Origin of the sequence: Pseudomonas sp. DC3200b2 (assembly GCF_049895785.1) — a bacterium.
GTDB lineage: Bacteria > Pseudomonadota > Gammaproteobacteria > Pseudomonadales > Pseudomonadaceae > Aquipseudomonas > Aquipseudomonas massiliensis.
Genome location: NZ_JAFCTA010000001.1, coordinates 1000105 through 1022558, shown reverse-complemented (window position 1 = coordinate 1022558; position 22454 = coordinate 1000105). Strand labels below are relative to the sequence as shown.

General features: G+C 62.5%; 22 protein-coding genes. 1 reads left to right on the top strand and 21 read right to left on the bottom strand.

Annotation, left to right across the window (positions count from 1 at the left end; all coding sequences use genetic code 11):
- Positions 1 to 47 precede the first annotated feature (47 nt).
- The 14 genes from ACP691_RS04915 to ACP691_RS04850 form a co-directional block, all read right to left on the bottom strand.
- Positions 48 to 836, bottom strand: coding sequence for a protein phosphatase CheZ (locus tag ACP691_RS04915; RefSeq protein WP_426152706.1), 789 nt, complete (start codon positions 834 to 836; stop codon positions 48 to 50).
- A gap of 18 nt (positions 837 to 854) precedes the next feature.
- Positions 855 to 1229, bottom strand: a complete 375-nt coding sequence (locus ACP691_RS04910) for a chemotaxis response regulator CheY (RefSeq protein WP_187375330.1) — start codon at positions 1227 to 1229, stop codon at positions 855 to 857.
- A 221-nt stretch (positions 1230 to 1450) separates the two neighbouring features.
- Positions 1451 to 2197: an RNA polymerase sigma factor FliA gene (fliA, locus tag ACP691_RS04905; RefSeq protein ID WP_426152704.1), complete on the bottom strand. Its 747-nt coding sequence runs from the start codon at positions 2195 to 2197 to the stop codon at positions 1451 to 1453.
- Positions 2194 to 3027, bottom strand: a complete 834-nt coding sequence (gene fleN, locus ACP691_RS04900; protein ID WP_426152702.1) for a flagellar synthesis regulator FleN — start codon at positions 3025 to 3027, stop codon at positions 2194 to 2196. Before fleN ends, fliA begins: the two co-directional genes overlap by 4 nt.
- Positions 3028 to 3188: 161 nt before the next feature.
- Positions 3189 to 4511, bottom strand: coding sequence for a flagellar biosynthesis protein FlhF (flhF, locus tag ACP691_RS04895; RefSeq protein ID WP_040262334.1), 1323 nt, complete (start codon positions 4509 to 4511; stop codon positions 3189 to 3191).
- A gap of 11 nt (positions 4512 to 4522) precedes the next feature.
- Positions 4523 to 6646, bottom strand: a complete 2124-nt coding sequence (flhA, locus tag ACP691_RS04890; protein ID WP_426152700.1) for a flagellar biosynthesis protein FlhA — start codon at positions 6644 to 6646, stop codon at positions 4523 to 4525.
- 351 nt (positions 6647 to 6997) lie between these two features.
- Entirely contained in the window at positions 6998 to 8173 is a 1176-nt protein-coding gene (gene flhB / locus ACP691_RS04885; protein ID WP_426152698.1) for a flagellar biosynthesis protein FlhB, read from the bottom strand.
- A 4-nt stretch (positions 8174 to 8177) separates the two neighbouring features.
- On the bottom strand, positions 8178 to 8960 hold the full coding sequence (gene fliR / locus ACP691_RS04880) for a flagellar biosynthetic protein FliR (protein WP_426153006.1): 783 nt from the start codon (positions 8958 to 8960) through the stop codon (positions 8178 to 8180).
- A complete protein-coding gene (gene fliQ, locus ACP691_RS04875; protein WP_426152696.1) occupies positions 8957 to 9226 on the bottom strand; it encodes a flagellar biosynthesis protein FliQ in 270 nt (89 codons plus the stop codon). The genes fliR and fliQ overlap by 4 nt, the downstream gene beginning before the upstream one ends.
- Before the next feature lie 15 nt (positions 9227 to 9241).
- Positions 9242 to 9994 (bottom strand): flagellar type III secretion system pore protein FliP, encoded by a 753-nt coding sequence (gene fliP / locus ACP691_RS04870; protein WP_040262331.1) that lies wholly within the window; start codon positions 9992 to 9994, stop codon positions 9242 to 9244.
- Complete coding sequence (fliO, locus tag ACP691_RS04865) at positions 9994 to 10449, bottom strand: flagellar biosynthetic protein FliO (protein ID WP_426152694.1); 456 nt, start codon at positions 10447 to 10449, stop codon at positions 9994 to 9996. Before fliO ends, fliP begins: the two co-directional genes overlap by 1 nt.
- Complete coding sequence (fliN, locus tag ACP691_RS04860) at positions 10449 to 10913, bottom strand: flagellar motor switch protein FliN (RefSeq protein ID WP_426152692.1); 465 nt, start codon at positions 10911 to 10913, stop codon at positions 10449 to 10451. The genes fliO and fliN overlap by 1 nt, the downstream gene beginning before the upstream one ends.
- A 38-nt stretch (positions 10914 to 10951) precedes the next feature.
- The gene (gene fliM / locus ACP691_RS04855; RefSeq protein WP_040262328.1) at positions 10952 to 11920 is read right to left on the bottom strand and encodes a flagellar motor switch protein FliM; all 969 of its coding nucleotides are present in this window, start codon (positions 11918 to 11920) and stop codon (positions 10952 to 10954) included.
- Between the two features lie 8 nt (positions 11921 to 11928).
- Positions 11929 to 12435, bottom strand: a complete 507-nt coding sequence (locus tag ACP691_RS04850; protein ID WP_426152690.1) for a flagellar basal body-associated FliL family protein — start codon at positions 12433 to 12435, stop codon at positions 11929 to 11931.
- A gap of 155 nt (positions 12436 to 12590) precedes the next feature.
- On the opposite strand from ACP691_RS04850, the gene ACP691_RS04845 reads away from it, so the two are divergent.
- A complete protein-coding gene (locus ACP691_RS04845; protein ID WP_426152688.1) occupies positions 12591 to 15572 on the top strand; it encodes a dermonecrotic toxin domain-containing protein in 2982 nt (993 codons plus the stop codon).
- Positions 15573 to 15720: 148 nt separating this feature from the next.
- On the opposite strand, the gene ACP691_RS04840 is transcribed toward ACP691_RS04845, so the two are convergent.
- From ACP691_RS04840 to fliH, 7 genes are all read right to left on the bottom strand, one after another.
- On the bottom strand, positions 15721 to 17094 hold the full coding sequence (locus ACP691_RS04840) for a flagellar hook-length control protein FliK (protein WP_426152686.1): 1374 nt from the start codon (positions 17092 to 17094) through the stop codon (positions 15721 to 15723).
- A 161-nt stretch (positions 17095 to 17255) separates the two neighbouring features.
- Positions 17256 to 17594: an Hpt domain-containing protein gene (locus ACP691_RS04835; RefSeq protein ID WP_426152684.1), complete on the bottom strand. Its 339-nt coding sequence runs from the start codon at positions 17592 to 17594 to the stop codon at positions 17256 to 17258.
- A gap of 21 nt (positions 17595 to 17615) precedes the next feature.
- Positions 17616 to 19319 carry an ATP-binding SpoIIE family protein phosphatase gene (locus ACP691_RS04830; RefSeq protein WP_426152680.1) on the bottom strand — a complete coding sequence of 568 codons (1704 nt, stop codon included), beginning with the start codon at positions 19317 to 19319 and terminating at the stop codon, positions 17616 to 17618.
- On the bottom strand, positions 19319 to 19630 hold the full coding sequence (locus ACP691_RS04825; protein ID WP_040262322.1) for an STAS domain-containing protein: 312 nt from the start codon (positions 19628 to 19630) through the stop codon (positions 19319 to 19321). Before ACP691_RS04825 ends, ACP691_RS04830 begins: the two co-directional genes overlap by 1 nt.
- Before the next feature lie 137 nt (positions 19631 to 19767).
- Positions 19768 to 20217 carry a flagellar export protein FliJ gene (gene fliJ, locus ACP691_RS04820; RefSeq protein ID WP_040262321.1) on the bottom strand — a complete coding sequence of 150 codons (450 nt, stop codon included), beginning with the start codon at positions 20215 to 20217 and terminating at the stop codon, positions 19768 to 19770.
- Between the two features lie 6 nt (positions 20218 to 20223).
- Entirely contained in the window at positions 20224 to 21582 is a 1359-nt protein-coding gene (fliI, locus tag ACP691_RS04815) for a flagellar protein export ATPase FliI (protein WP_426152678.1), read from the bottom strand.
- On the bottom strand, positions 21572 to 22333 hold the full coding sequence (gene fliH, locus ACP691_RS04810) for a flagellar assembly protein FliH (protein ID WP_426152676.1): 762 nt from the start codon (positions 22331 to 22333) through the stop codon (positions 21572 to 21574). Before fliH ends, fliI begins: the two co-directional genes overlap by 11 nt.
- Between the last annotated feature and the right edge of the window lie 121 nt (positions 22334 to 22454).

The following is a 22454-nucleotide window of genomic DNA, read 5'->3' as shown; positions in this document are numbered from 1 at the left end:
CGGATAGCGCCCTTGGGCGCCTGTACGATGAGCCCACCCTTCAGGGGTTAGAACCCTAGGCTGGAAAGCAGGTCATCCACATCGTCCTGGCCGGATACGACGTCTTCACGCTTATCGGCATGAATCTGCGGACCTTCACCCCGGGAAGCGTCTTTTTGTGGATTTTTTTCGCTCTGCAGGCTCTGCGGGTCATGCTGGATACCGGCGAAACGGTCCACCTGGCTGGCCATCAGCACCAGCTTGAGCAGGTTCGATTCCACATCCGTCACCAAGGCGGTGACGCGCTTGATCACCTGGCCGGTAAGGTCCTGATAATCCTGGGCCAGGAGAATGTCATTCAGGCTTGAGGATAGCCGCCCGGCATCGCTCTCACTGCGTGCCAGGAAAGCATCGACGCGCTTGACCAGGTCACGGAAGGTATCGGCATCCACCTCCCGACGCATGAAGCGCTGCCAGTCTACCCGCAATGCACGGGCTTCCTCGCCCAGGTCATGGACCAGGGGCGTGGCCTGCTCCACCAGGTCCATGGTGCGGTTGGCGGCGTTTTCCGTCAGGCGCACCACATAGTCAAGGCGCTCGGTGGCATCCGTGATCTGTGATACCTCCTCGGCCTGCGGCGAGCGAGGGTCGATCTGGAAATTGACGATGGCGCTGTGCAGCTCGCGTGTCAGCTTGCCCACTTCCTGGTACAGGCCACGATCGCGCGTCTGGTTCAGCTGATGAATCAGCTGCACCGCGTCGCCGAACTGACCCTTCTCCAGGCTTTCGACCAACTGGCGGGCATGGGTTTTCAGGGTCGACTCAAAGTCACCCAACGGCAGATTACTGGACTCCATGGCGCCCCCTATGCGGCCTCAGCTGTTGACACGCTCGAAGATCTTCTCGATCTTTTCTTTCAGCACCTGGGCCGTGAAAGGCTTGACCACATAGCCGTTGACGCCGGCCTGGGCCGCCTCGATGATCTGCTCGCGCTTGGCCTCGGCGGTCACCATCAGCACCGGCAGATGCTTGAGACGCTCGTCGGCGCGCACCTGGCGCAACAACTCGATACCGGTCATGCCCGGCATGTTCCAGTCCGTGACCAGGAAATCGAAACCGCCGCTCTGGAGCATTGGCAAGGCCGTATTCCCGTCGTCAGCCTCTGAGGTATTGGTGAAACCCAGGTCGCGCAACAGGTTCTTGATGATCCGCCTCATTGTCGAAAAATCGTCGACGATAAGGATTTTCATGTTCTTGTCCAAGTAAACCTCCAAGCAGTCTCAAACACGCCCGCTCCGGGACGTGCAGTCAATCGAATCCGGTTTTGCACACTTACACGACTGCCTGAGCAGGCGTGGCGGGCGGTGATATCACACAGCCGGCACACCGTTCCAGCATTCTCTTTCATTTTTGCCGCCAAGCGCCCTTTCGCGCACCGACGGCACCCCAAATCCTGTTGCGCCGCCGCGCCTCAGCGCGCGCTGCGCCACTCACCCAGGCGGCTGCGCAAGCGCGCCGCGCACTGGCTGTGCAGCTGGCTGACACGAGATTCGCTCACGCCCAGGACTTCGCCGATTTCCTTGAGGTTGAGCTCCTCGTCGTAGTACAGCGACAGCACCAGGCGCTCGCGCTCCGGAAGGTTGGCGATCGCATCGGCCAGGGCCCGCTGGAAGCGCTCGTCCTCCAGCCCCCTGGCCGGCTCGCCGCTACCACTGGCGCCGTCCTCGTGCAGCCCTTCGTGCTCGCCGTCCTGCAATAGGTCGTCGAAACTGAACAAGCGACTGCCCAGGGTATCGTTGAGGATGGCGTAGTATTCCTCCAGCTTCATGTTGAGTTCGGCAGCTACCTCGTGATCTTTAGCGTCACGGCCAGTTCGAGCTTCGATCCGGCGGATGGCTTCGCTCACGGTGCGGGTGTTGCGATGCACCGAGCGTGGCGCCCAGTCACCCTTGCGCACCTCGTCGAGCATGGCGCCGCGAATGCGGATACCGGCGTAGGTCTCGAAGCTCGCGCCCTTGGTGGAGTCGTACTTGTTCGCCACCTCGAGCAGGCCGATCATGCCTGCCTGGATCAGGTCCTCGACCTGTACGCTGGCGGGCAGTCTCGCCAGCAGATGGTAGGCAATGCGCTTGACCAAGGGGGCATAGCGCTCAATCAGCTCGTGCTGCTGTGACTGACGAGAGGCATTGTTGTACATCCGGTATCCACTGGCGCTCATGAGACAGGCCCCGCACTGGTTTGCTGTACCAAACGTTCGACGAAGAATTCGAGATGCCCCCGCGGGTTGGCCGGCAGCGGCCAGGTATCCACTTTCTGCGCGATGGCCTTGAAGGCCAGGGCGCACTTGGACCGCGGGAAGGCTTCGTAGACGGCGCGCTGCTTCTGCACAGCCTTGCGCACGGTCTCGTCATAGGGCACCGCGCCCACGTACTGGAGCGCAACGTCCAGGAAGCGGTCGGTCACCTTGGTGAGCTTGGCGAACAGGTTGCGCCCTTCCTGCGGGCTCTGGGCCATGTTCGCCAGTACTCGGAAGCGGTTCATGCCGTAGTCGCGGTTGAGCAGCTTGATCAGGGCGTAGGCGTCGGTGATCGAGGTGGGCTCATCGCACACTACCAGCAATACTTCCTGGGCGGCGCGCACGAAACTGACAACCGAGTCACCGATGCCCGCGGCGGTGTCGATCACAAGCACGTCGAGGTTGTCGCCGATCTCGCTGAACGCCTGGATCAGCCCGGCGTGCTGTGCCGGACTGAGATGGACCATGGTCTGGGTGCCCGAGGCGGCCGGCACGATGCGGATCCCGCCCGGTCCCTGCAAGAGCACGTCGCGCAGGTCGCAACGCCCCTCGATGACGTCGGCCAGGGTGCGCTTGGGAGTCAGCCCCAGCAAGACGTCGACATTGGCCAGGCCCAGGTCAGCGTCCAGCAACATCACCCGCCGGCCGAGTTCGGCCAGTGCCAGCGATAGGTTCACTGACACGTTTGTCTTGCCGACGCCGCCCTTGCCGCCGGTCACCGCGATCACCTGTACGGGATGCATGCTGCCCATTCGTTCTTTACCCTGTCACTAAGCCGCTGGCTACACCACGGCCCGCTCGCCCCTGGGGCGAACCGGCACTGCGCGCGGTGCAGGTAGGTTCCAAGCCAAGCAGCACGCCCTTGGGCGTACTGTCGCGCAACCACTTGCGCATGCATTTCATCTTCATCACCTCAACCCGCGCGCTTGCTCGGGCTGTGGTAGAGGTCCGCGAACATGTCGGCCATGGCCTCTTCGCTGGGCTCCTCTTGCATCTGCACGCTTACCGCCCGGCTCACCAGCTGGTGCTTGCGCGGCAGATGCAGGTCGTCCGGAATACGCGGGCCATCGGTCAGGTAGGCCACCGGCAGATCATGACTGATCGCCAGGCTGAGCACCTCGCCAAGGCTCGCCGTTTCGTCGAGCTTGGTGAGGATACAGCCTGCGAGGCCACAACGCTTGTAACTATGGTAAGCAGCCGTCAACACTTGCTTCTGGCTGGTCGTGGCCAGCACCAGGTAATTGCGCGAGCGAATGCCGCGTCCCGCCAGGCTTTCGAGCTGCAGTTTGAGGGCCGGGTCACTGGCTTGCAGGCCCGCGGTATCGATCAGCACCACGCGCTTGCGTAGCAGTGGTTCCAGCGCCTGGGCCAGGGATTGGCCAGGATCGACGTGGGTCACCGGCACATTGAGGATGCGACCGAGGGTCTTGAGTTGTTCCTGGGCGCCGATACGGAAACTGTCCATGCTCACCAGGGCAATATTCTGCGCGCCGTATTTGAGTACATATCGCGCCGCCAGCTTGGCCAGGGTGGTGGTCTTGCCCATGCCGGCCGGGCCGACCATGGCAATGACCCCGCCCTCTTCCAAAGGCTCGGTCTGGGGCGTGGCGATCATCCGGGCCAAGTGGGCCAGCAACATGCGCCAGGCCTGACGCGGCTCGGCGATGCCTTCCACCTGAGCCAGCAGGTCACGCGCCAGAGGCCCTGACAGGCCGATGCGCTGCAACTTGCGCCAGAGGGTCGCCTGCTCCGGGCGGCTGCCTTGCAGCTGGGTCCAGGCCAGAGAGCCAAGCTGGACTTCCAGCAGCTCGCGCAGGCCGGACAGTTCGGAGCGCATGGAGTCGAACAGGCGCTGGTCCACCGCCGCCGGAGCAGGCGTGGCCGGGGCCGCCGGACGGGGCGCTTCGTTGAGGGTAGGCTCGATCAGCGGCTCGGGCGCGGTCAGGGGCAAGCCGGCGAACAATTGACGGTTGGTCACGCCGTCGCTGGCGCTGCGGGTATCCAATTCCGCCTGGGCCGACACGATGCGCGACTGCGTCTTGCGCAACTCGTCCTCGAGTTCCATGTTCGGTACGCGCGGCGCCAGGGCCGACAGCTTGTAATCCAGCGCGGCGGTAAGCTCGACGCCACCGGCGATCCGGCGGTTACCGATGATCGCGGCGTCAGCGCCCAGCTCGTCACGCACCAGTTTCATGGCTTGACGCATATCCGCGGCGAAAAAACGCTTCACTTGCATATCCCGCTACCTCAGCCGTTGGGCCCTACTGTCGCAACGATCGTCACTTGTTTGTTATCCGGTATTTCCTGGTAGGCCAACACATGCAGGTTCGGAACCGCCAATCGCCCGAACCTCGACAACATCGTGCGGATCGGCCCGGCCACCAGCAGTATCGCCGGCTGCCCTTGCATTTCCTGACGCTGGGCCGCTTCGATCAAGGACCGTTGCAACCGCTCCGCCATGCTCGGCTCCAGCAAAACGCCTTCTTCCTGACCCTGACCAGCCTTGTGAATACTATTGAGCAATATCTGTTCCAACTTCGGCTCCAGGGTAATGACCGGGAGCTGAGACTCAGTGCCTACAATGCTTTGCACGATGGCACGAGACAAACCGGCTCGAACCGCAGCCACAAGCGCGGCGGTATCTTGACTCCGGATGCCGCTGTTGGCGATGGCTTCGGCGATGCTGCGGATGTCCCTCACCGGCACTTGCTCGGCCAGCAAGGCCTGCAGCACCTTCAGTAAAGCAGACAGGCTGATGACACCGGGCACCAATTCTTCGGCCAGTTTCGGTGACCCCTTGGCCAACACCTGAAGCAATTGCTGTACTTCCTCATGTCCGATCAGCTCGTGGGCGTGCTTTTGCAGGATCTGGTTCAGGTGAGTGGCAACCACCGTGCTGGCATCCACCACGGTGTAGCCCAGGGATTGAGCCTGGCTGCGGGCACTGACTTCGATCCATACCGCTTCCAGGCCGAAGGCCGGGTCGCGCGCCTGAATACCATTGAGCGAGCCGAAGACCTGGCCGGGGTTGATGGCCAGTTCGCGGTCGGGGTAGATCTCGGCTTCCGCCAGGATGACCCCCATGAGCGTCAATCGGTAGGCACTGGGCGCCAGGTCCAGGTTATCGCGGATATGCACCGTGGGCATAAGGAACCCCAAGTCCTGGGAAAGCTTCTTGCGCACGCCCTTGATCCGTGCCAGCAATTGCCCACCCTGGTTGCGGTCAACCAGCGGAATCAGGCGATAGCCCACTTCCAGGCCGATCATGTCGATGGGGGTGACATCATCCCAACCCAGTTCCTTGGTTTCCTGGGACCGTTGCGGCGAAGGCAGCAGTTCTTGCTGGCGCTGGATTTCCGCGGCCGCTTCGAGTTTGACCTGGTTCTTTTTCTTCCAGAGCAGATAGGCGCCGCCACCCGCAACGGCGGCCAGGGACAGGAATGCCAGGTGAGGCATGCCCGGCACCAGCCCCATGACGGCCATCAGGCCGGCCGACACGGCCAGGGCCTTGGGCGAGTCGAACATTTGACGGCTGATCTGCTTGCCCATCTCTTCCGAACCCGAGGCGCGGGTCACCATGATGGCCGCGGCACAGGACAGCAGCAGCGAAGGCAACTGGGCCACCAGGCCGTCACCGATGGTCAACAGGGCATAGGTGGTACCAGCATCGGCGAAGGTCAGGCCATGCTGGAGAATACCGATGGCCATGCCACCGATCAGGTTGATGAAAAGAATGAGCAGGCCTGCGATGGCGTCGCCGCGAACGAACTTGCTGGCACCATCCATGGAGCCATAGAACTCGGCCTCCTGGGCGACCTCGGCGCGGCGCGCCTTGGCCGCGGCCTGATCGATGAGCCCGGCGTTGAGGTCGGCGTCAATGGCCATCTGCTTACCCGGCATGGCATCGAGAGTGAAACGCGCGCTCACTTCCGAAATCCGTCCCGCGCCCTTGGTCACTACCACGAAGTTGATGATCATGAGGATGGCGAAGACCACGCCACCGACCACGTAGTTACCGCCGATCACGACCTCGCCGAACGCCTGGATCACCTTGCCCGCCGCTTGATGTCCTTCATGGCCATGAAGCATCACCACCCGCGTGGAGGCCACGTTCAGGGCCAGACGCAACAGCGTGGCCACCAGCAAAATCGTGGGAAATACCGCGAAGTCCAGCGGACGCATGGCATAGACGCACACCAGCAACACCACGATGGACAAGGCGATATTGAAAGTGAAGAACACGTCCAGCAAGAACGGAGGTATCGGCAATGTCATCATTGCCAACAGAATCAGCAGCAACAAGGGCACCCCAAGATTGCCCTGGCTCAGGCTCCGCGCGCTGCTCAGTAATTGTGTGCGATCAACCGCCATCTCTTGTTCCCCACAAACTTTTGACGCGTATGCGTTCTGACGGGGGGTAGTGCAAGAAGCTCTCCAGTTTTGGCACTTGCTGCCGAGGAGCGTTCAATGCTGGGGGTGACGGTTCGTCGGTGACCTTGAAATATGCGCGGCCGGCAGGAGCTGGCGACTGCTGGTGTTGGACACGGCTGACCACCGAAATGTCCAACAAATAGGGTTCGGTTCACCAGTGGGAGTCAGCGCAGCTGACGAATTGGGCTCGGTCAGAAAGCTTTTTCGCTAGCTGGCGCTAGCTCCTACCGTGATTGCCTCGCTGTCCAATGAATGGGTTTGAGTTCAGGGGTATTCATGGCGGATCAGGCCCTAGCCGGCGCTTCCGGGCGAGGGTTTGGGCGCTTCACCACTTTCGTCGCGCTGGAGGTCCGCCGGAATCGGCATATCCTTGGGTGGCTCGGGGCGGCGGCCGGTGCCGGGGCGGTATTGGCGGATCTGGTACACATACGCCAGCACCTGGGCCACCGCCAGGTAGAGCCCAGCGGGAATCTGCTGGTCCAGTTCCGTGGAGTAATAGATCGAGCGAGCCAGGGCCGGCGATTCGAGGACCTGCACCTCGTGGGCCACGCCTATCTCGCGGATCTTCAGCGCGACCATGTCCACCCCCTTGGCCAGCAGCATGGGCGCCCCGCCACTGTCGGCGTCGTACTTGAGCGCGACCGCGAAGTGCGTGGGGTTGGTAATGATCACGTCAGCCCGGGGAATGTTGGCCATCATCCGCCGCTGGGACATTTCCCGCTGCATCTGGCGAATGCGGCCTTTCACTTCAGGCCGTCCTTCGGCGTCCTTGTGCTCGTCCTTGACCTCCTGCTTGGTCATCTTCAGCTTTTCCTTGCCCTGGTACAGTTGCAAGGGCACGTCGATAGCGGCAATGATCAACAGACCAAGGGCCATGTACAGCGAGCTCCAGCCCACTACGTGGATGGCGTGGGCCATGGCCTGCTCCAAGGGCTCATGGGCCAGCGCCAACAATTCAGGCTGATCGCGCTTGAGCACCCATACGGCCACCGCCATGGTCACGCCGAACTTGCCCAAGGCCTTGAGCAACTCGGTGACCGCATGCTTGGAAAACATGCGCTTGAGCCCGCTGGCTGGGTTCATCCGACTGAACTTGGGCGCCAGTGAACCCGCGGCGAACAGCCAGCCGCCCAGGCAGATCGGGCCGACGATCGCCGCCAGCAGCAAAATGATCAGAATCGGCTGCGTACCAGCCAAAGCCATGCGACCGGAGTTGAACAGGAAGAAGGCCATCTGGTTGGTGTCCATCAACACGTCACGGCGCAGGCTGAAGTTGTACTTCATGATGCCCATCAAGGTCTCGGCCAAGGCGCCACCGAAGGCCAGCAGCGCGCACACGCCCGCCAGCATGACCACGAAGGTATTGAGCTCCTTGGAGCGGGTTATCTCACCCTTCTCCCGAGAGTCTTTCTTGCGTTTCTCCGTGGGGTCTTCTGTTTTGTCCGCGCCGCTCTCGCTCTCGGCCATGGCCTCACCTCGCTTGGGTCAGTTCACGCAGCCAGCGCAAGGCCTCGGTTGCCAAGGGCTGATACTGACTGAGAATGTCGGCCATGTTGATCCACAGGATCACCATGCCCAGCACCAGTGTCATGGGCATGCCCACCGAGAAGATATTGAGTTGGGGGGCCGCTCGGGTCATTACGCCCAGGGCGATGTTCACCACCAGCAGCGCGGTGATCGCGGGCAGCACCAGCAGGATCGAAGCTCCCAGCACCCAGCCAATGCGGGTAACCAGGTCCCAATACTGCGCGGTGAACAGGGCATTGCCCACCGGCAACGTACGGAAACTGTCGGTGAGCACCTCGAATACCACCAAGTGCCCATTCATGCTCAAGAACAGCAGGGTCACCAGCATGTTGAAGAACTGACTCACCACTGCCACGTTTACCCCGTTGGTCGGGTCGATCATCGAGGCGAACGCCATGCCCATCTGGATAGCGACAATCTGGCCCGCGATGACGAAAGCCTGGAACAACAGATGAATCGACAGGCCCATGAGCGCGCCCACGATGATCTGCTCCGCCACCAACAGCAGGCCGCTGAGGTCCAGGGCCTGGACCTGCGGCATGGGCGGCAGGCCGGGGACGATCACCAGGGTAATGGCCACGGCCAGATATAGCCGGATCCGCGTCGACACCATGTTGCCGCCAAACAACGGCATGGTCATCAGCAGGCCGGCGACCCGAAACAGCGGCAGAATGAAGCTTGCCACCCAGGTGCCGATCTGAACGTCAGTCAGCTGTAGCATGGTCAGCCGATCAGGCCCGGAATGCTGCTGTACAGGCCTGTCATGTAGTCCATGAACTCTCGCACAATCCACGGCCCAAGCACGATCAGCGTTATCAGCATCACCACCATGCGGGGAAGGAAGCTCAGGGTCTGTTCGTTGATCTGGGTCGCCGCCTGGAACATGGCCACCACCAGGCCCACCAGCAACCCAGGCAGCACCAGGATGGCGACCATCAGTGTGGTAAGCCAGAGCGCCTCACGAAATATATCTGTCGCGACTTCCGGGGTCATGGCCGCCTCCTTGGATCAAACACCGCCGAAACTGCCGGCCAGGGTACCGATGATCAACGCCCAGCCGTCCACCAGCACGAACAGCATGATCTTGAAAGGCAGGGAAATGATCAGCGGTGAAAGCATCATCATCCCCATGGCCATCAGCACACTGGCCACCACCAGGTCGATGATCAGGAACGGAATGAAGATCATGAAACCAATCTGGAAAGCCGTCTTGAGTTCCGACGTGACGAAGGCCGGTACCAGAATGCTGAGCGGCGCCTGGTCGGGACTGGCGATGTCCGTCCGGCGCGACAGGCGCATGAACAGATCCAGGTCGCTCTGGCGGGTTTGCGCCAGCATGAAGTCCTTGACTGGCACCTCGGCCCGGGCCAAGGCGTCCTGGGCGCTCATGCGTTCAGCCAGGTACGGTTGCAAGGCGTCGTTGTTCACCCGGTCGAACACCGGCGCCATGATGAACATGGTCAGGAACAGCGCCATGCCCGTCAGCAGCTGGTTGGACGGCGTCTGCTGCAGGCCCAGCGCCTGGCGCAAAATGGAAAACACGATGATGATCCGGGTGAAGCTGGTCATCAGCATGACGAACGCCGGGATGAAACTCAGCGCGGTCATGATGGCCAGGATCTGCAGGCTTACCGAGTATTCCTGCTGCCCGTTGGCTCCGGTGGTCATGGTGATCGCTGGCAAGGACAGCGGATCGGCGGCCAGCACGGAGGGCGCGATCAGCGCCCCGCAAAGGGGAATCAGCCAGCGCAAGGTGCGCATCACTTCCTATCCTTATGATCCTTGCCAAGCAGTTCCATGAGCCGCTGGGCGAATTCTGGCGCCACGGGTTCACCGGGCGTGGTTGTCTCAACAGGGTGCTGCAGCACGTGCAAGGGGGTGATGCGGCCTGGCGAAAGGCCCAGCAGGATCTGCTCCCGGCCCACCTGGACCAGCACCAGCCGGTCCCGCGGGCCGAGGGAGCGCGCGCCCAGCAATTCGATCACCTGCCCGCCACGAGGGCTGACCTGCTGCATCCGCCGCAATAGCCAGGCCAGGCCCAGGATGACCGCGACCACGGCCAGCAGCCCCAGGGCCGTCTGCCCCAACTGCGCCGCCATGCCACTGCCCAGCCCCGTCGCCGGAGCGGTCGCGCCTGCCACGGCGGCGGGCGCGGATTCGGCTGCGGCCAGACCCAGCGAGACGGTGCTCAGGCCCCACGCCAACAGAGCCCTCATCAACGCAGCTTCTTGATACGTTCGGCCGGGCTGATCACATCGGTCAGGCGGATGCCGAACTTCTCGTTGACCACCACCACCTCGCCATGGGCGACCAGCGTACCGTTGACCAGCACGTCCAGCGGCTCGCCCGCCAGCCGGTCCAGCTCGATCACCGAGCCCTGGTTCAACTGCAGCAGGTTACGAATGTTGATTTCGGTGCTGCCCACTTCCATGGAGATGGTCACCGGAATGTCCAGGATCACATCCAGGTTGGGACCTTCCATGCCGTGGGTATCGGAAGGTTTGGGGGAAGAGCCGAACTCTTCCATGGGCAGGCGGGTGCCGGCCGGCCGCGCCGCGGCATCGGCCTGCAACAGGGCGTCGATATCGTTCTGGCCTGCCTCGCCGGACTCGCTCAAGGCTGCGGCCCACTCATCGGCCAGTGCCTGATCGTCGGCGGAGGTGTCTTTATCGTCAGCCATCGTTATCCCTCAATGTGCATGAATGTCGACGCGCCGACTCAACGGCGCTCGATAGGTGTGGTGATCTGGAGCGCCAGATTGCCCTTGTGCGAGCCCAGCCGCGCCCGGAACGAAGGTACGCCATTGGCGCGCATGACCAGTTCCTCGGGCAATTCCACCGGGATCACATCACCGGGCTGCATGTGCAGGATGTCCCTGAGCTTAAGTTGTCGACGGGCCACGGTGGCGCTCAACGGCACCGACACATCCAGCACGTCTTCGCGCAGAGCCTTGATCCAGCGCTCGTCCTGGTCGTCCAGGTCGGACTGGAATCCGGCATCGAGCATTTCGCGGATAGGCTCGACCATGGAGTACGGCATGGCCACATGCAGGTCGCCACCGCCTCCATCCATCTCCACATGGAAGGTCGATACCACCACGGCCTCGCTGGGGCCGACGATGTTGGCCATGGCGGGATTCACTTCGGAGTTGATGAATTCGAAATTCACCTCCAGCACCGCTTGCCAGGCTTCCTTCAGGTCAATGAAGGCCTGGTCCAGCACCATGCGCACCACGCGCAATTCGGTCGGCGTGAATTCACGCCCCTCGATCTTGGCATGACGTCCGTCGCCTCCGAAGAAATTGTCCACCAGCTTGAACACCAGCCGGGCGTCCAGAATGAACAAGGCCGTGCCGCGCAGCGGCTTGACCTTTACCAGGTTCAGGCTGGTCGGAACGTAAAGCGAATGGATGTATTCGCCGAACTTCATCACCTGTACGCCACCGACCGCCACGTCCGCCGAGCGCCGCAGCAGGTTGAACATGCTTACCCGGGTGTAGCGCGCGAAACGCTCGTTGATCATTTCCAGGGTCGGCATGCGTCCGCGAACGATGCGGTCCTGGCTGGTCAGGTCATAGGTTTTGACGCTGCCCGGCTCGACCGGAGATTCGGTCTGTACCAGGCCATCGTCTACGCCGTGCAGCAGCGCGTCGATCTCGTCCTGTGATAACAGATCCTGCATGGCCATAGGTCTTCCTATTGCAATACGAAATTGGTGAACAGCACTTGGTCCACGCCCAGCTTGCCAACCTCTTTCTGTGCCACGTCCTGAACGCTGGCGGTCACCTTCTGCCGCAACATCTCGATGCCCACCGGGCTGGCCAGGGTAGAGAAGTCCTGACCTGACAGGACCATCACCAGATTGTTACGAATCACCGGCAGATGAACTTTAAGCGCGTCAAGCGCGGCCTGGTCATGGGTCATCAAGGTCATGCTCACTTGCAGGTAACGCTGCTTGCCATTCTGCGTCAGGTTCACCACAAAGGCCGGGTCCAGGGCCATGTAGATCGCCGGAGCCTTTACAGGCGCCGCGGCGGCGTCAGGCGCTTTCTCTTCCTTTTGTTGGGACTTGTTCATGAAGTACCAGGTTCCGCCCACGGACGCGCCGACCGCAAGCAACAACCCAATGACGATGATCAGGATGAACTTGAGCTTGCCTTTTTTCTGGGGAGCGGCGCCTGCGTCTTCTTCTTTCTTAGCCATGCCAATAATCCGTCGCGATAAGGGGTACTCGAACACCTGCAGGCTAGCGAGCAAGTGTTATGCCAGATCGTCCTGCACGGGCCAGCGCTGCGTTATGCACTACCGGACCAACCTGGCGTCGCGGCAGGCTCCGCCTTTTCGACGAGGATGCGGTGATGGTACAGGATGCGCGCACTCATCAATGGGCCCAGTTACTGCAGGTCAGCCAGCGCTGGTTCGACGACTACCCTGATCTGACCAGAGCGGCCAGGAACGAAGGCCGGTACCTGCTGGATCTGTTTGGCTTATCCAACCTGGACCCGGACGAGATCCACTGGCATCGCTTCACCGAGGCAGTGTCCAGCCCCAGGGCCTACAGCGGCTGGGCGCATGAGGGTCCACCCGTGCAAAGCTGCAGCTTTACCGAGCTGATCATCCAGCGCTTTCCAGCGGCCGATCAGGACAGCCTTGACGTACTCGATCAACTGAGCGGTTTTTATACCGTCGCGCGATCGCCCCGGTTCGATGAACACTGCGAAGTCAGGCTGCTTCCCAGTCAACTGAGCGCCGTGTTCTGGAAGCGCGACTTCGCTACTCGATACCGCACCCGCTTGGCAGATTTCTGGCGCGTACGTACGGATGACTACATCACGCTGAATCGAGCCATGGCTCTGGCGCGTCTTGGTCATGCCCGCGCGCAGGGCGATCTCGATGCCAATGGCCTACGGCAACTGCGCGGCGCGCTGGCGCCAAGAACGGGCCAGGTGTTCGGCCCCACTACCCTGGCCCGCCGCCAAATGCCTGACAACGGGCTGCGGATTTCGATGCTTACCATCGACAAGGCCGTGAGCCGGAACGTGCTCTGCATCGAGACACCCTCGGCTGGGCTCTTCCTGTACAACCTCAGCCACTCCCCCGTGGTACGGCACTTTACGAGCCATGCCGCGCTACACCTCTGGCTGATGGAGCAAGGGCGCCGCGGCAGCGCCATGATGAAACCGGAGGAATACTTCAATTTCGATGATGGTCCCACGCCCCGCGCGCTTACCCGCCTTGCTCAAGGTCAGCTAGGCCCGGCATCGGTTTCCGGTGTGCCCCTGCCTCCAGGTCTTGACCCCTTCGAGTGGCTGGCCGAACGCGCCCACGCTGAAATGCAGCGCAACGCCGACCATGCCTTGACCAGCGACAGCAGGTTGCGCAAGGCGCAGGCCGTTGCCTTTCTTTCCACCCTTTCGCGGCTGACCGCTGATTTTGCTCCCATTGGCTGGCCCATGGCGCTGGCCAGCGTCGCCGCCGCCATGACCAGCATGGGCCTGTACATCGATCAGGCGGTAGAGGCACGCTCCAGCTCAGAACGCAACCAAGCCATCCTGGGGGCCGTAGGCCAAGGGCTACTGGCGCTGTTCACTCTCCCCTTCCTGGCGACGGGCGAGCCGGCGGACTGGCCGTGGGAAACCGATGAAGACACGTCGCCTCCACCCACACCGGCCCTTCCCCGATCACCCGTTTCCAGAGAGCCACTGAATGCTCGCGGCATGATCGAGCGCACCGACCTGGACATGCTTTTCGCCGTTCAGGAGGCTGGCCGAGCGCAACCGGTCACGACCCTTCTGGAAAACGGGTTGCCGCCGACTGGAGAGTTCGCTCGATTGCCCCCCATGCTTGATGGGGCGGCCTTGCGAACCTTCGGCAGCGCCGAAGGTGCCCTGGCATTCGCCAAGGCTAACTTCGACGGCCCCTTCCATCTTTTCCGCATCCAGGCCCGGGGGTTGAGGGTGGTCTCGCTACGCCTGAACCTTCGCCTTAATCGGGCCAATACCCTTGCGCTTTTGGGTCAGCAGGATAGAGCCCTGACCCCGCCGGAACTGGAGACCCTGGCCGACGGCGCCTGGCTGGACAACGAATGCCACCTGGCTCATGCGCAAATGAGCCCGGCTCGGCTGCGGCTGCTTTCCCCGGTCGAGCCCAGGCCCTGGTACCTGACCGGTGCTCGGGTGCTGCGGGGCGTGCGACGCCAGCCGCTGAGCAGCGTGCTCGCGCCGAGCTACCTGATCGAAGTCGAAGACAGTCTACGGCTCGTACGTTTCGATCCCTTCAGCGAAAGCTGGCGAACCGTCCTCGGGTCGGCCTTTCGCTACAACGATCGCATAGGTCGGTTCGAACCCTTTGATATCTCCCGCGCGGCCTCTCCCGGAAGTACCGAAATCGAGGCGGCCACGGCTGAGCTGGGCATTCCCGCACACTACCCCTGGATCATCCCGGAAACGGCCGAGGCCGAGCGGCTCCCCATCCCAAGGGAGATCCACAGCGTCTGGCTAGGCCGGCGCATGCCGCGCCAGCTGGCGGATAACGTGCTGCGCAATGCCCGAGAGGCCGGCAAGGGCAAGCGACCCTTTACCTACCATTTATACCTGGACGTGCCTGATCCGCTGGACCGAAGCCTGATGCTAGCCGATCTGGCCGAAGCGCCGGACAACCTGCGTATTCACGAGCTGCGCCAGACACCGTTCTTCGATGATTTCATCCATACGCCCTATCACGCTCAATTCAGGGCAGCCACACAGGCAACCGGAATCAATTACGCGAGCGCGGTCGATGTGCTGCGCTATCGCCTGCTGCAGTTCCATGGAGGGGTCTATATGGACGTGGATGACTACATCTATGGCAGCACCCTTGAAAACGAAGGCTTCAGCAGTTACGACTGGACAGTGTCGCCAGGGCGTCTGCTGCTGAACAATCTGGTCAGCGAGCCGCGGCTTGGCTTGCATTGCGGCTTCAATACCAGCAATTTCGCGACCTTGGCGGACAACCCACTGCTGGAAAACGTATCACGGGAAAGCTACAACCGCTTTCTATCCAACCGCGACCTGTACTATCAGCGCCCCTATGAGGGCGTTGACGACGCCGAGAGCGTGACCACCTACGCCAGGCGGATCAGCCAGGTCACCGGCCCCGGTGTCTTCAATGATGTGTTGTTGGATAGATTGCCGGACGTTCGCCAGTTCCGCGCCCTCTGCCGCATCGCCAACGAGCTTTATGTGCCGGCCAGGGAAGCTGGCGCCTTGTATCGGGAGATACGCCGGCATACCCACCGCTATTGCCCGCTGGGATGGAGGATCCGTATCGGTGCCACCTCCAGCTGGCTGCACACGCGTTGATACCCTCCGCTACCTCGGAGCCGCTCGCGCGGCCCGGGTCTGGAATCCAGCGCCTGCAGTCGACAGCGCCGCCGAGCGTCGTAGCGAGCCACGAACGTGAAGGCAAGGCAAGGCCCGCACGCCCGCTTCGCTGGCAACGCCCAGTGGCTCAGGCGTAGTAATCCACCAGGCTGCTACCGACCACCGACTGGGTCGCGGCGGCTTGGGCTACAGCCGAAACCTCAGCATCCTCGCCATCGCTACCGGTGATATCGCCGCTACGACCACCGCCCTGGGCTGCCTGGGCGTGAGCCTGCTGCTGTTGCTGCTGTTGGGACTGCCGCGACTGGTCAGACACGCTCACGTCCACCTGGCTCAAACCCTGCTGCGCCAGCATGTCACGCAAGCGGCCTTGCTGGCTTTCCAGGGCATCCCTTACACCCAGGTGCGCGCTGTGGAAACTGATCTGGGTCTGCTGGTCAGCGGTAACGTCAACGCGGATGTCCAGGCGTCCCAGCTCCAGTGGGTTCAACTGGATATCCGCTGACTTCAGGTTCTGGCTCGACAGGTACATGACCCGGTTGACCAGGCCTTCGCTCCAGCCGTTCTGCTGCATGTTCAAGGGTTGCGCCAAGGGCGTGGCCGCGGCCGCGCCCTTGCTACCCACCGCCTGGCTCAGTTGGCTCAGCGAGCCGCCCAGGTCACTGACCCGGTTGCCGCTACCTTCGCCCAGGCCGCTCTTGAGCTCGCTTATCGCCCCGATGCCGCCTTCCTCGGTGGCATCGCTAGCGCCATCGGTGAGCTTTTGCTGCTCGCCAACGAGCCCCAGGCTCTCGGCGAACGTAGACGTACTGGCCGGATCGCTCGCCGCTTGGGTTTGAGCATCCTGGGCCTGGGCCTGAGCATGAACCGAAGTCGTCCCCTGGGCCTTGGCGCTTTGCTCCAAGGCCATGCGCACCATGGGAAGGTCTGCCAGAGGATCGGCGGCCGGATCGAAATCCTCGGCGGCGTCGGTGGCCCCAGGAGTAACCACGGCCTGTAGCTGTGCCGGATCAAGCACCCCCTGCGGCTGCTGGCCCGGGTCAAGGGGCGCGTCGGTGGAAGCAGTGGGCACCTGGGGCTCGGCCACACCCGGAGCGGCCAAGGCCGGTTCGGGCATGGCCGCGGTAGCCGCTTCATCGGCGGGGTCGGCATCCTTGACGTTCGCTTCATCGTTTGCGGCAACTTCGTCAGCCGGAGCGCTGTCGTTTGCCTTATCCGTCTCGCCGACGCGATCCGTCTTATCCGCCTTATCTGCCTTATCCGCCCGACTGACCTTGTCGGCTTTCGAAACCGGCGAAGCGTTGCCGCTGGCGGCAACCGACGGTTTATCGTCTTTAGCCTTGCCTGCCACCGCTGACTTTTTGTCGCCCTGCGTCAGATGATCATTTGGCCGCGTGCTTGCCTTGGGCGAGGCTTTCTGCGGCTGCGCCTGATGCTCCTTGGCATAGACCTCAGCAAAGCTGGAAGTCGCGTCCTTGGCGGTATCAGCGGCTTTGTTCACCGAGCCGACCGCGGTAACTTGAGTTTTGCCAGAAGCCCCGTTCAGGCTCCCGATTTGCAAGAGTGGGTTTGAAGCGACCGTCATGACAACGACCCCGCACAGTGGGTAAATGAACTGTTGCGGGGACTAAAGCAAAAGGCGGGCCATAAACTCAGTGATACTCAAGGCTCCCGTCGCATGGCGAGGAAAGCGGCACGAACGTCGGCATAGAGCGTGGCGATCTGCGCTTGCAGAAGGGCGATTGTCGCGGCGGGCGCTTCCAGGGGTTGTTTCTCAAGGTCGCCACAGAGCCGCGCCAAACTCAGCGCGCCCATATTGCTGCTGCTGCCCTTGAAACTATGGGCTGCCTCCCGCACGACCCGAGGGTCGGTGGCGCTCATCAACTGGCCCAGGCGGTGCTCCGAATCCTTCAGGTATGTTTCCACCAACAGGGGGAAATCCTCGCCCATGAGCTCTTCCAGCTTGGCCAACACGTCTGCATCCAGCGGTGGTGTGGTCACGTCGTTCTCCTTGGCGGCGGATTATGCCTGACCCTCCCAGGTGAATTCCACGCGCGCGCTACGCCCGTCATCGGACCAATCAGCGGCCTGGCTCAAGGCCCGCACAAGCCTCATGCCCCGGCCGGAGTAGCCAAGCCCTTCTCCGGCCTGCTTCAGCGTACCGGAGACATCGAAGCCCTCACCGCTGTCCTCGATGAAGATCACCAGCCGGCCGCCGTCTTCCCCTTGCGGCGAAACCGTGAGCTGAACCTTGACGTAGCCGTCCTGCAACTGGCGCAGGCGCTCCTCGCGAAGTTGGTAATAACGGGTGAAACCATCGGCGTCGCGCTTGAGCGAGGACTCCAGCCCCAACACGCCATGCTCCAGGGCATTGGAATACAACTCGGTCAGCACGGTATAGAGTGCGCCGCTCTGGTCACGCAGGCCACGCACCTCCTGCAAAAGCTGGAGCAGGAACGGCAACGGGTTGTAACGCTTGAGGGTCTCGGCGCGGAATTCGAACGAAACGGTCCAGTCCGTAGGGGTCGGTTGCCCACGATCCGGTGACAAGGCCGCCGGCGGCAGGCTGGCCGAATCCACCGCCGCCACCTGTACCATGCTGACGTCGTCACGGGTCTCTCCGTGGAACGCCTGCAAGGCCTGGCGAATGTCCTCGAAGAGTCGGTCCCGGTCCTGGTTGCTCGCCAGCACGGCCTCCAGACGCTCCACCCCGAACAGCATCTCGCGATCGTTGGTGGTTTCGATCACGCCATCGGAAAGCAGGAAGATGCGATCCCCCTGTTCGATGGGGAATGCCTGGGTCTTGGGATCGAAGCGCTCCGGGGCAAGAATCCCCAAGGGCAGCGCCTTGGACGACAGTAGCACCCGCTCGCCGTTGTTTCGCAGCAAGTAGCCGTCGGGCATGCCGCCATTCCAGACCTCAACCATGCGGCGATTGACGCTGAGGTTGATCAGGGTGGCACAGCAGAACATGTCCGGCGGCAGTATGCGCTTGAGCTTGGCATTCATCTCCCGCAGGGTTTCGGTCAGGCCGTAGCCCTTGGCGGTCATGCCGTAGAACACATCGGCCAAGGGCATCGCGCCTACCGCCGCCGGCAGGCCATGCCCGGTGAAGTCGCCGAGCAGCACATGCAGGTCTCCGCCCGGGCTGGAGGCAGCCAGCAGCAGATCGCCGTTGAACAGGGCATAAGGTGACTGCAGATAACGGATATTGGGCGCGCCAAGGCATCCGGAATGCGCTACCTGGTCGAACACGGCCTTGGCGACCCGTTGCTCGTTGAGCAGGTGACCATGGTGGCGGGCCAGCTCGTCACGCTGCTTGAGCACAGTGGCCTGCAGTCGGCGCATGCGCTCCATGGCATGGATCTTCGCGGCCAGGATGATCTGGTTATAGGGCTTGGGAAGAAAATCATCGCCGCCAGCCTCGAGACAGCGCACCAGCGCTTCGTCTTCCGACATCGACGTGAGGAAGATCACCGGCACCAAGGCTTCGCCGGCCAGTGCCTTGATACGCCGCGCGGCCTCGAAACCGTCCATCACCGGCATCATGACATCGAGCAGGACGATCTGCGGCCGCATCTGCTCGAACACCCGTACCGCCTCGTCGCCGTTACCTGCCTGGAGCACATGGTGCCCCTGACGCCGGACGATGCTTGACAGCAGCATCCGGTCCGTCATGTTGTCATCGGCGATCAGCACCGAGACCGAGGGGCTGTCCGGGAGCATCAGTCGACCGAGAACAGCTGGGTGAAGTTGGAAATCCCCAGGATCTTCTTCACGTCGCTCGATGCGTTGATCAGGCGGATATCGGCCTTTTCGCCTCCGGCGTGGTCCCGGAGCAGCAACAGCATGCCCAGCGCCGAACTGTCCAGGTAACTGGTGCTGCCCAGATCCACCACGACCTTGATGTCCTTGGCTGGCAGGTAGCGCTCGAACGCCTCGCGAAATTGTTGATGGCAACCGAAGTCGAACCGACCGTCGATGCGAATGACGAGCTCCCGGGTTTCCTCTGACAGCGTTGCTGTGATTACTGCCATATGGCGTTCCTTCTTTAGGCGATTAACGGAAACTGGCTAGGCCGGGCCCACGGCGTCGAAGACAACGGCCAGGGCCTTGGCGAGCGCACGCCCGGCTGCGGCTCACAAGTGTTCAATGCCGCGTGGCTATTAGTGCGTCAGTATGAATCAGACCGCGGCAGGCGCTGGGAAAGTTCATCCAGCAATCGCTGTTCGCGCTTGTCTTCCAGCGTGCGCGCCTCGGTCATGTAGCGCATGACCAGTTTGCGCAGCCCTTCTACCCGAGCATAGGCCTTCTGCCAAGTATCGCGGGCGTTGTTGAGGTTGTTCTGATGCCAGGCCAGGCTCTTGCGCTGTTGCCCCACCGCCGTTTCCAGCTGGCTGAGAAACCGCTGGTAGTTCATCAGCCACTGACCCGATACACCGTGGGTGCCATTGGCGATCCACTGCTGCTGGTAGTTCATCCGGAACTGCTCCAGCTCCTGCAACTTGGCTTCCGCCAGGCGCACCTGGCCTTGGAAATGGCCCAGACGCTGAGCTGCCGTGCGTTCGGCCTTTTCCGCCATTTCCACTACCGGCGCCAAGCGCGCCGCGCGACTGGTAGCCATGATCGATCAACCCGGCGCCAGCGGACGGAACACCGTCGCCAGGCGCTCAGAACTGGCCTGCAGGCTCTCGTTGTCGTGCAGGCCCTGGCGCAGATAGTGGACCAGCTGCGGGTGCAAGCTGATAGCCATGTCCGTTTCCCGATCCCCGCCGGCCACGTAGGCGCCAACGCTGATCAGGTCGCGACTCTGCTGGTAGCGAGACCACAGCTGCTTGAACTGCTGGGCCTGGGAAAGGTGCTGTGGCGTGACCACCGAGGGCATCACCCGGCTGATGGACGCTTCGATGTCGATGGCCGGGTAGTGTCCCTCTTCGGCCAGGCGGCGAGAGAGCACGATATGGCCATCCAGTACGCCGCGGGCCGAGTCAGCGATCGGGTCCTGTTGGTCATCCCCCTCCGAGAGTACGGTGTAGAACGCCGTGATCGATCCACCCCCGGCTTCGGCATTGCCGGCGCGTTCCACCAGCTTGGGCAGCTTGGCGAAAACCGACGGCGGGTAGCCCTTGGTCGCCGGCGGCTCGCCAATGGCCAGAGCGATCTCCCGCTGAGCCTGGGCATAACGGGTAAGCGAATCCATCAGCAGAAGAACGTTCTTGCCCTTGTCACGGAAGTATTCAGCGATACGGGTGCAATACATGGCCGCCCGCAGGCGCATCAGCGGCGCATCGTCCGCCGGGGCCGCCACTACCACCGACCGCTTCAGGCCCTCGGGCCCGAGAATATGCTCGATGAACTCCTTTACTTCGCGGCCCCGTTCACCGATCAGCCCCACCACGATGATCTCCGCCTCGGTGAAGCGCGTCATCATGCCCAACAGTACACTCTTGCCCACCCCGGTGCCGGCGAACAGGCCCAGGCGCTGACCACGGCCCACCGTCAGCAACCCGTTGATGCAGCGAATGCCCACGTCCAGCGGCTGGCTGATGGGGTCACGGTTCAAGGGGTTGATGGTAGGGCCGTCCAGGGGCACCCAGTCTTCGGCGCGCATCCGCCCCTTGCCGTCCAGCGCGCGGCCGGCTCCGTCGAGAATCCGGCCCAGCATGCTCATGCCCATGGGCAGGCGGCCGGTGTCAGCCAGAGGCACTACCCGCGCGCCAGGCGCAATACCGGCAGCGCTGCCGACAGGCATCAGAAACACCTTGCTACCGGAGAACCCCATGACTTCGGCTTCTACCTGGGAGGCATGGTAGCTATCGTCGTTGATCACCACGCAGCGGGTACCCATGGCCGCGCGCAAGCCCTCGGCTTCCAGGGTCAGCCCTACCATGCGCAACAGGCGGCCCTCCACCACCGCCTGGCGGGGCAGATCCACCGCCGCGGGATAGGTGCTGAGCCGCTTGGCGAAGCTGGTACGGTCAAGTCGCATCGCTGGTCTCCAGTTCAAGGCGCAGGTCGGCTTCGGCCGGATGCATGCCCTGCTCGTGCAACTGGTCGAACAATTGCGCCAGGGCCTGGGTGATGCGCGTTTCGACGCTGGCGTCGATCCGGCTGTGTTCACTTTCCACGCGACAACCGCCGGGCAGCAAGGCCGGATCTTCGAGGATTTTCCACTTCTCCTCGTGTCGCTCACGCAGGGCCTTGATCTGCTCGAAATCCTGGGGATGGATGAAAATCCGAATATTATTGGCGCCCATCGGCAACAGCTTGAGCGCTTCCTGGGTCACCCGTTCGATCTGGGAAGATTCGATACGCAATTCGCGCTGGATCACCTCACGGGCGATATGGCTGACCAGCTCCACCAACGAACGCTCGATCTGGGTGTCCTGCTCGGCGATAGGCGCCAGCAAGTTGCCCATGAGGGTTTCCAAAGTGGCCAGGCGGGCCTGCAAGGCAACCTCCGCCTCCTGCCGTACTTTGAGCTGGGCGGCATGGAAGCCGTCGCGCTCGCCCGTGGCGAAGCCTTCGTTGTACGCCTCCTGGCGAATCGCCTCCAGCTCCTCGAGGGTCAGTGGCTGCACCTCCTCGAGGGGCACCTCTTCGATTTCAGCGACCTCTTCGGGCTCCGGCTCCGGAGGGGGTGACTCGGGGTCGAAACTCGGCAGCCGCCAAACATCCACGCCCTGCAGATCCTTGGCGCGAATCAATTCGCTGACCGGTTCCTTGCTCGACTGGCTCATCAATGATTTTTCCTGGAAAACGCTTCGGCGAGCGACGCGGCTTGGCTAGGCTGTGGGCGAAAGCGGCGACCTGGCACCGGGCCGTCGGCCCCGCCCGGCCGCCGGCGGGCGGACTCTCAGG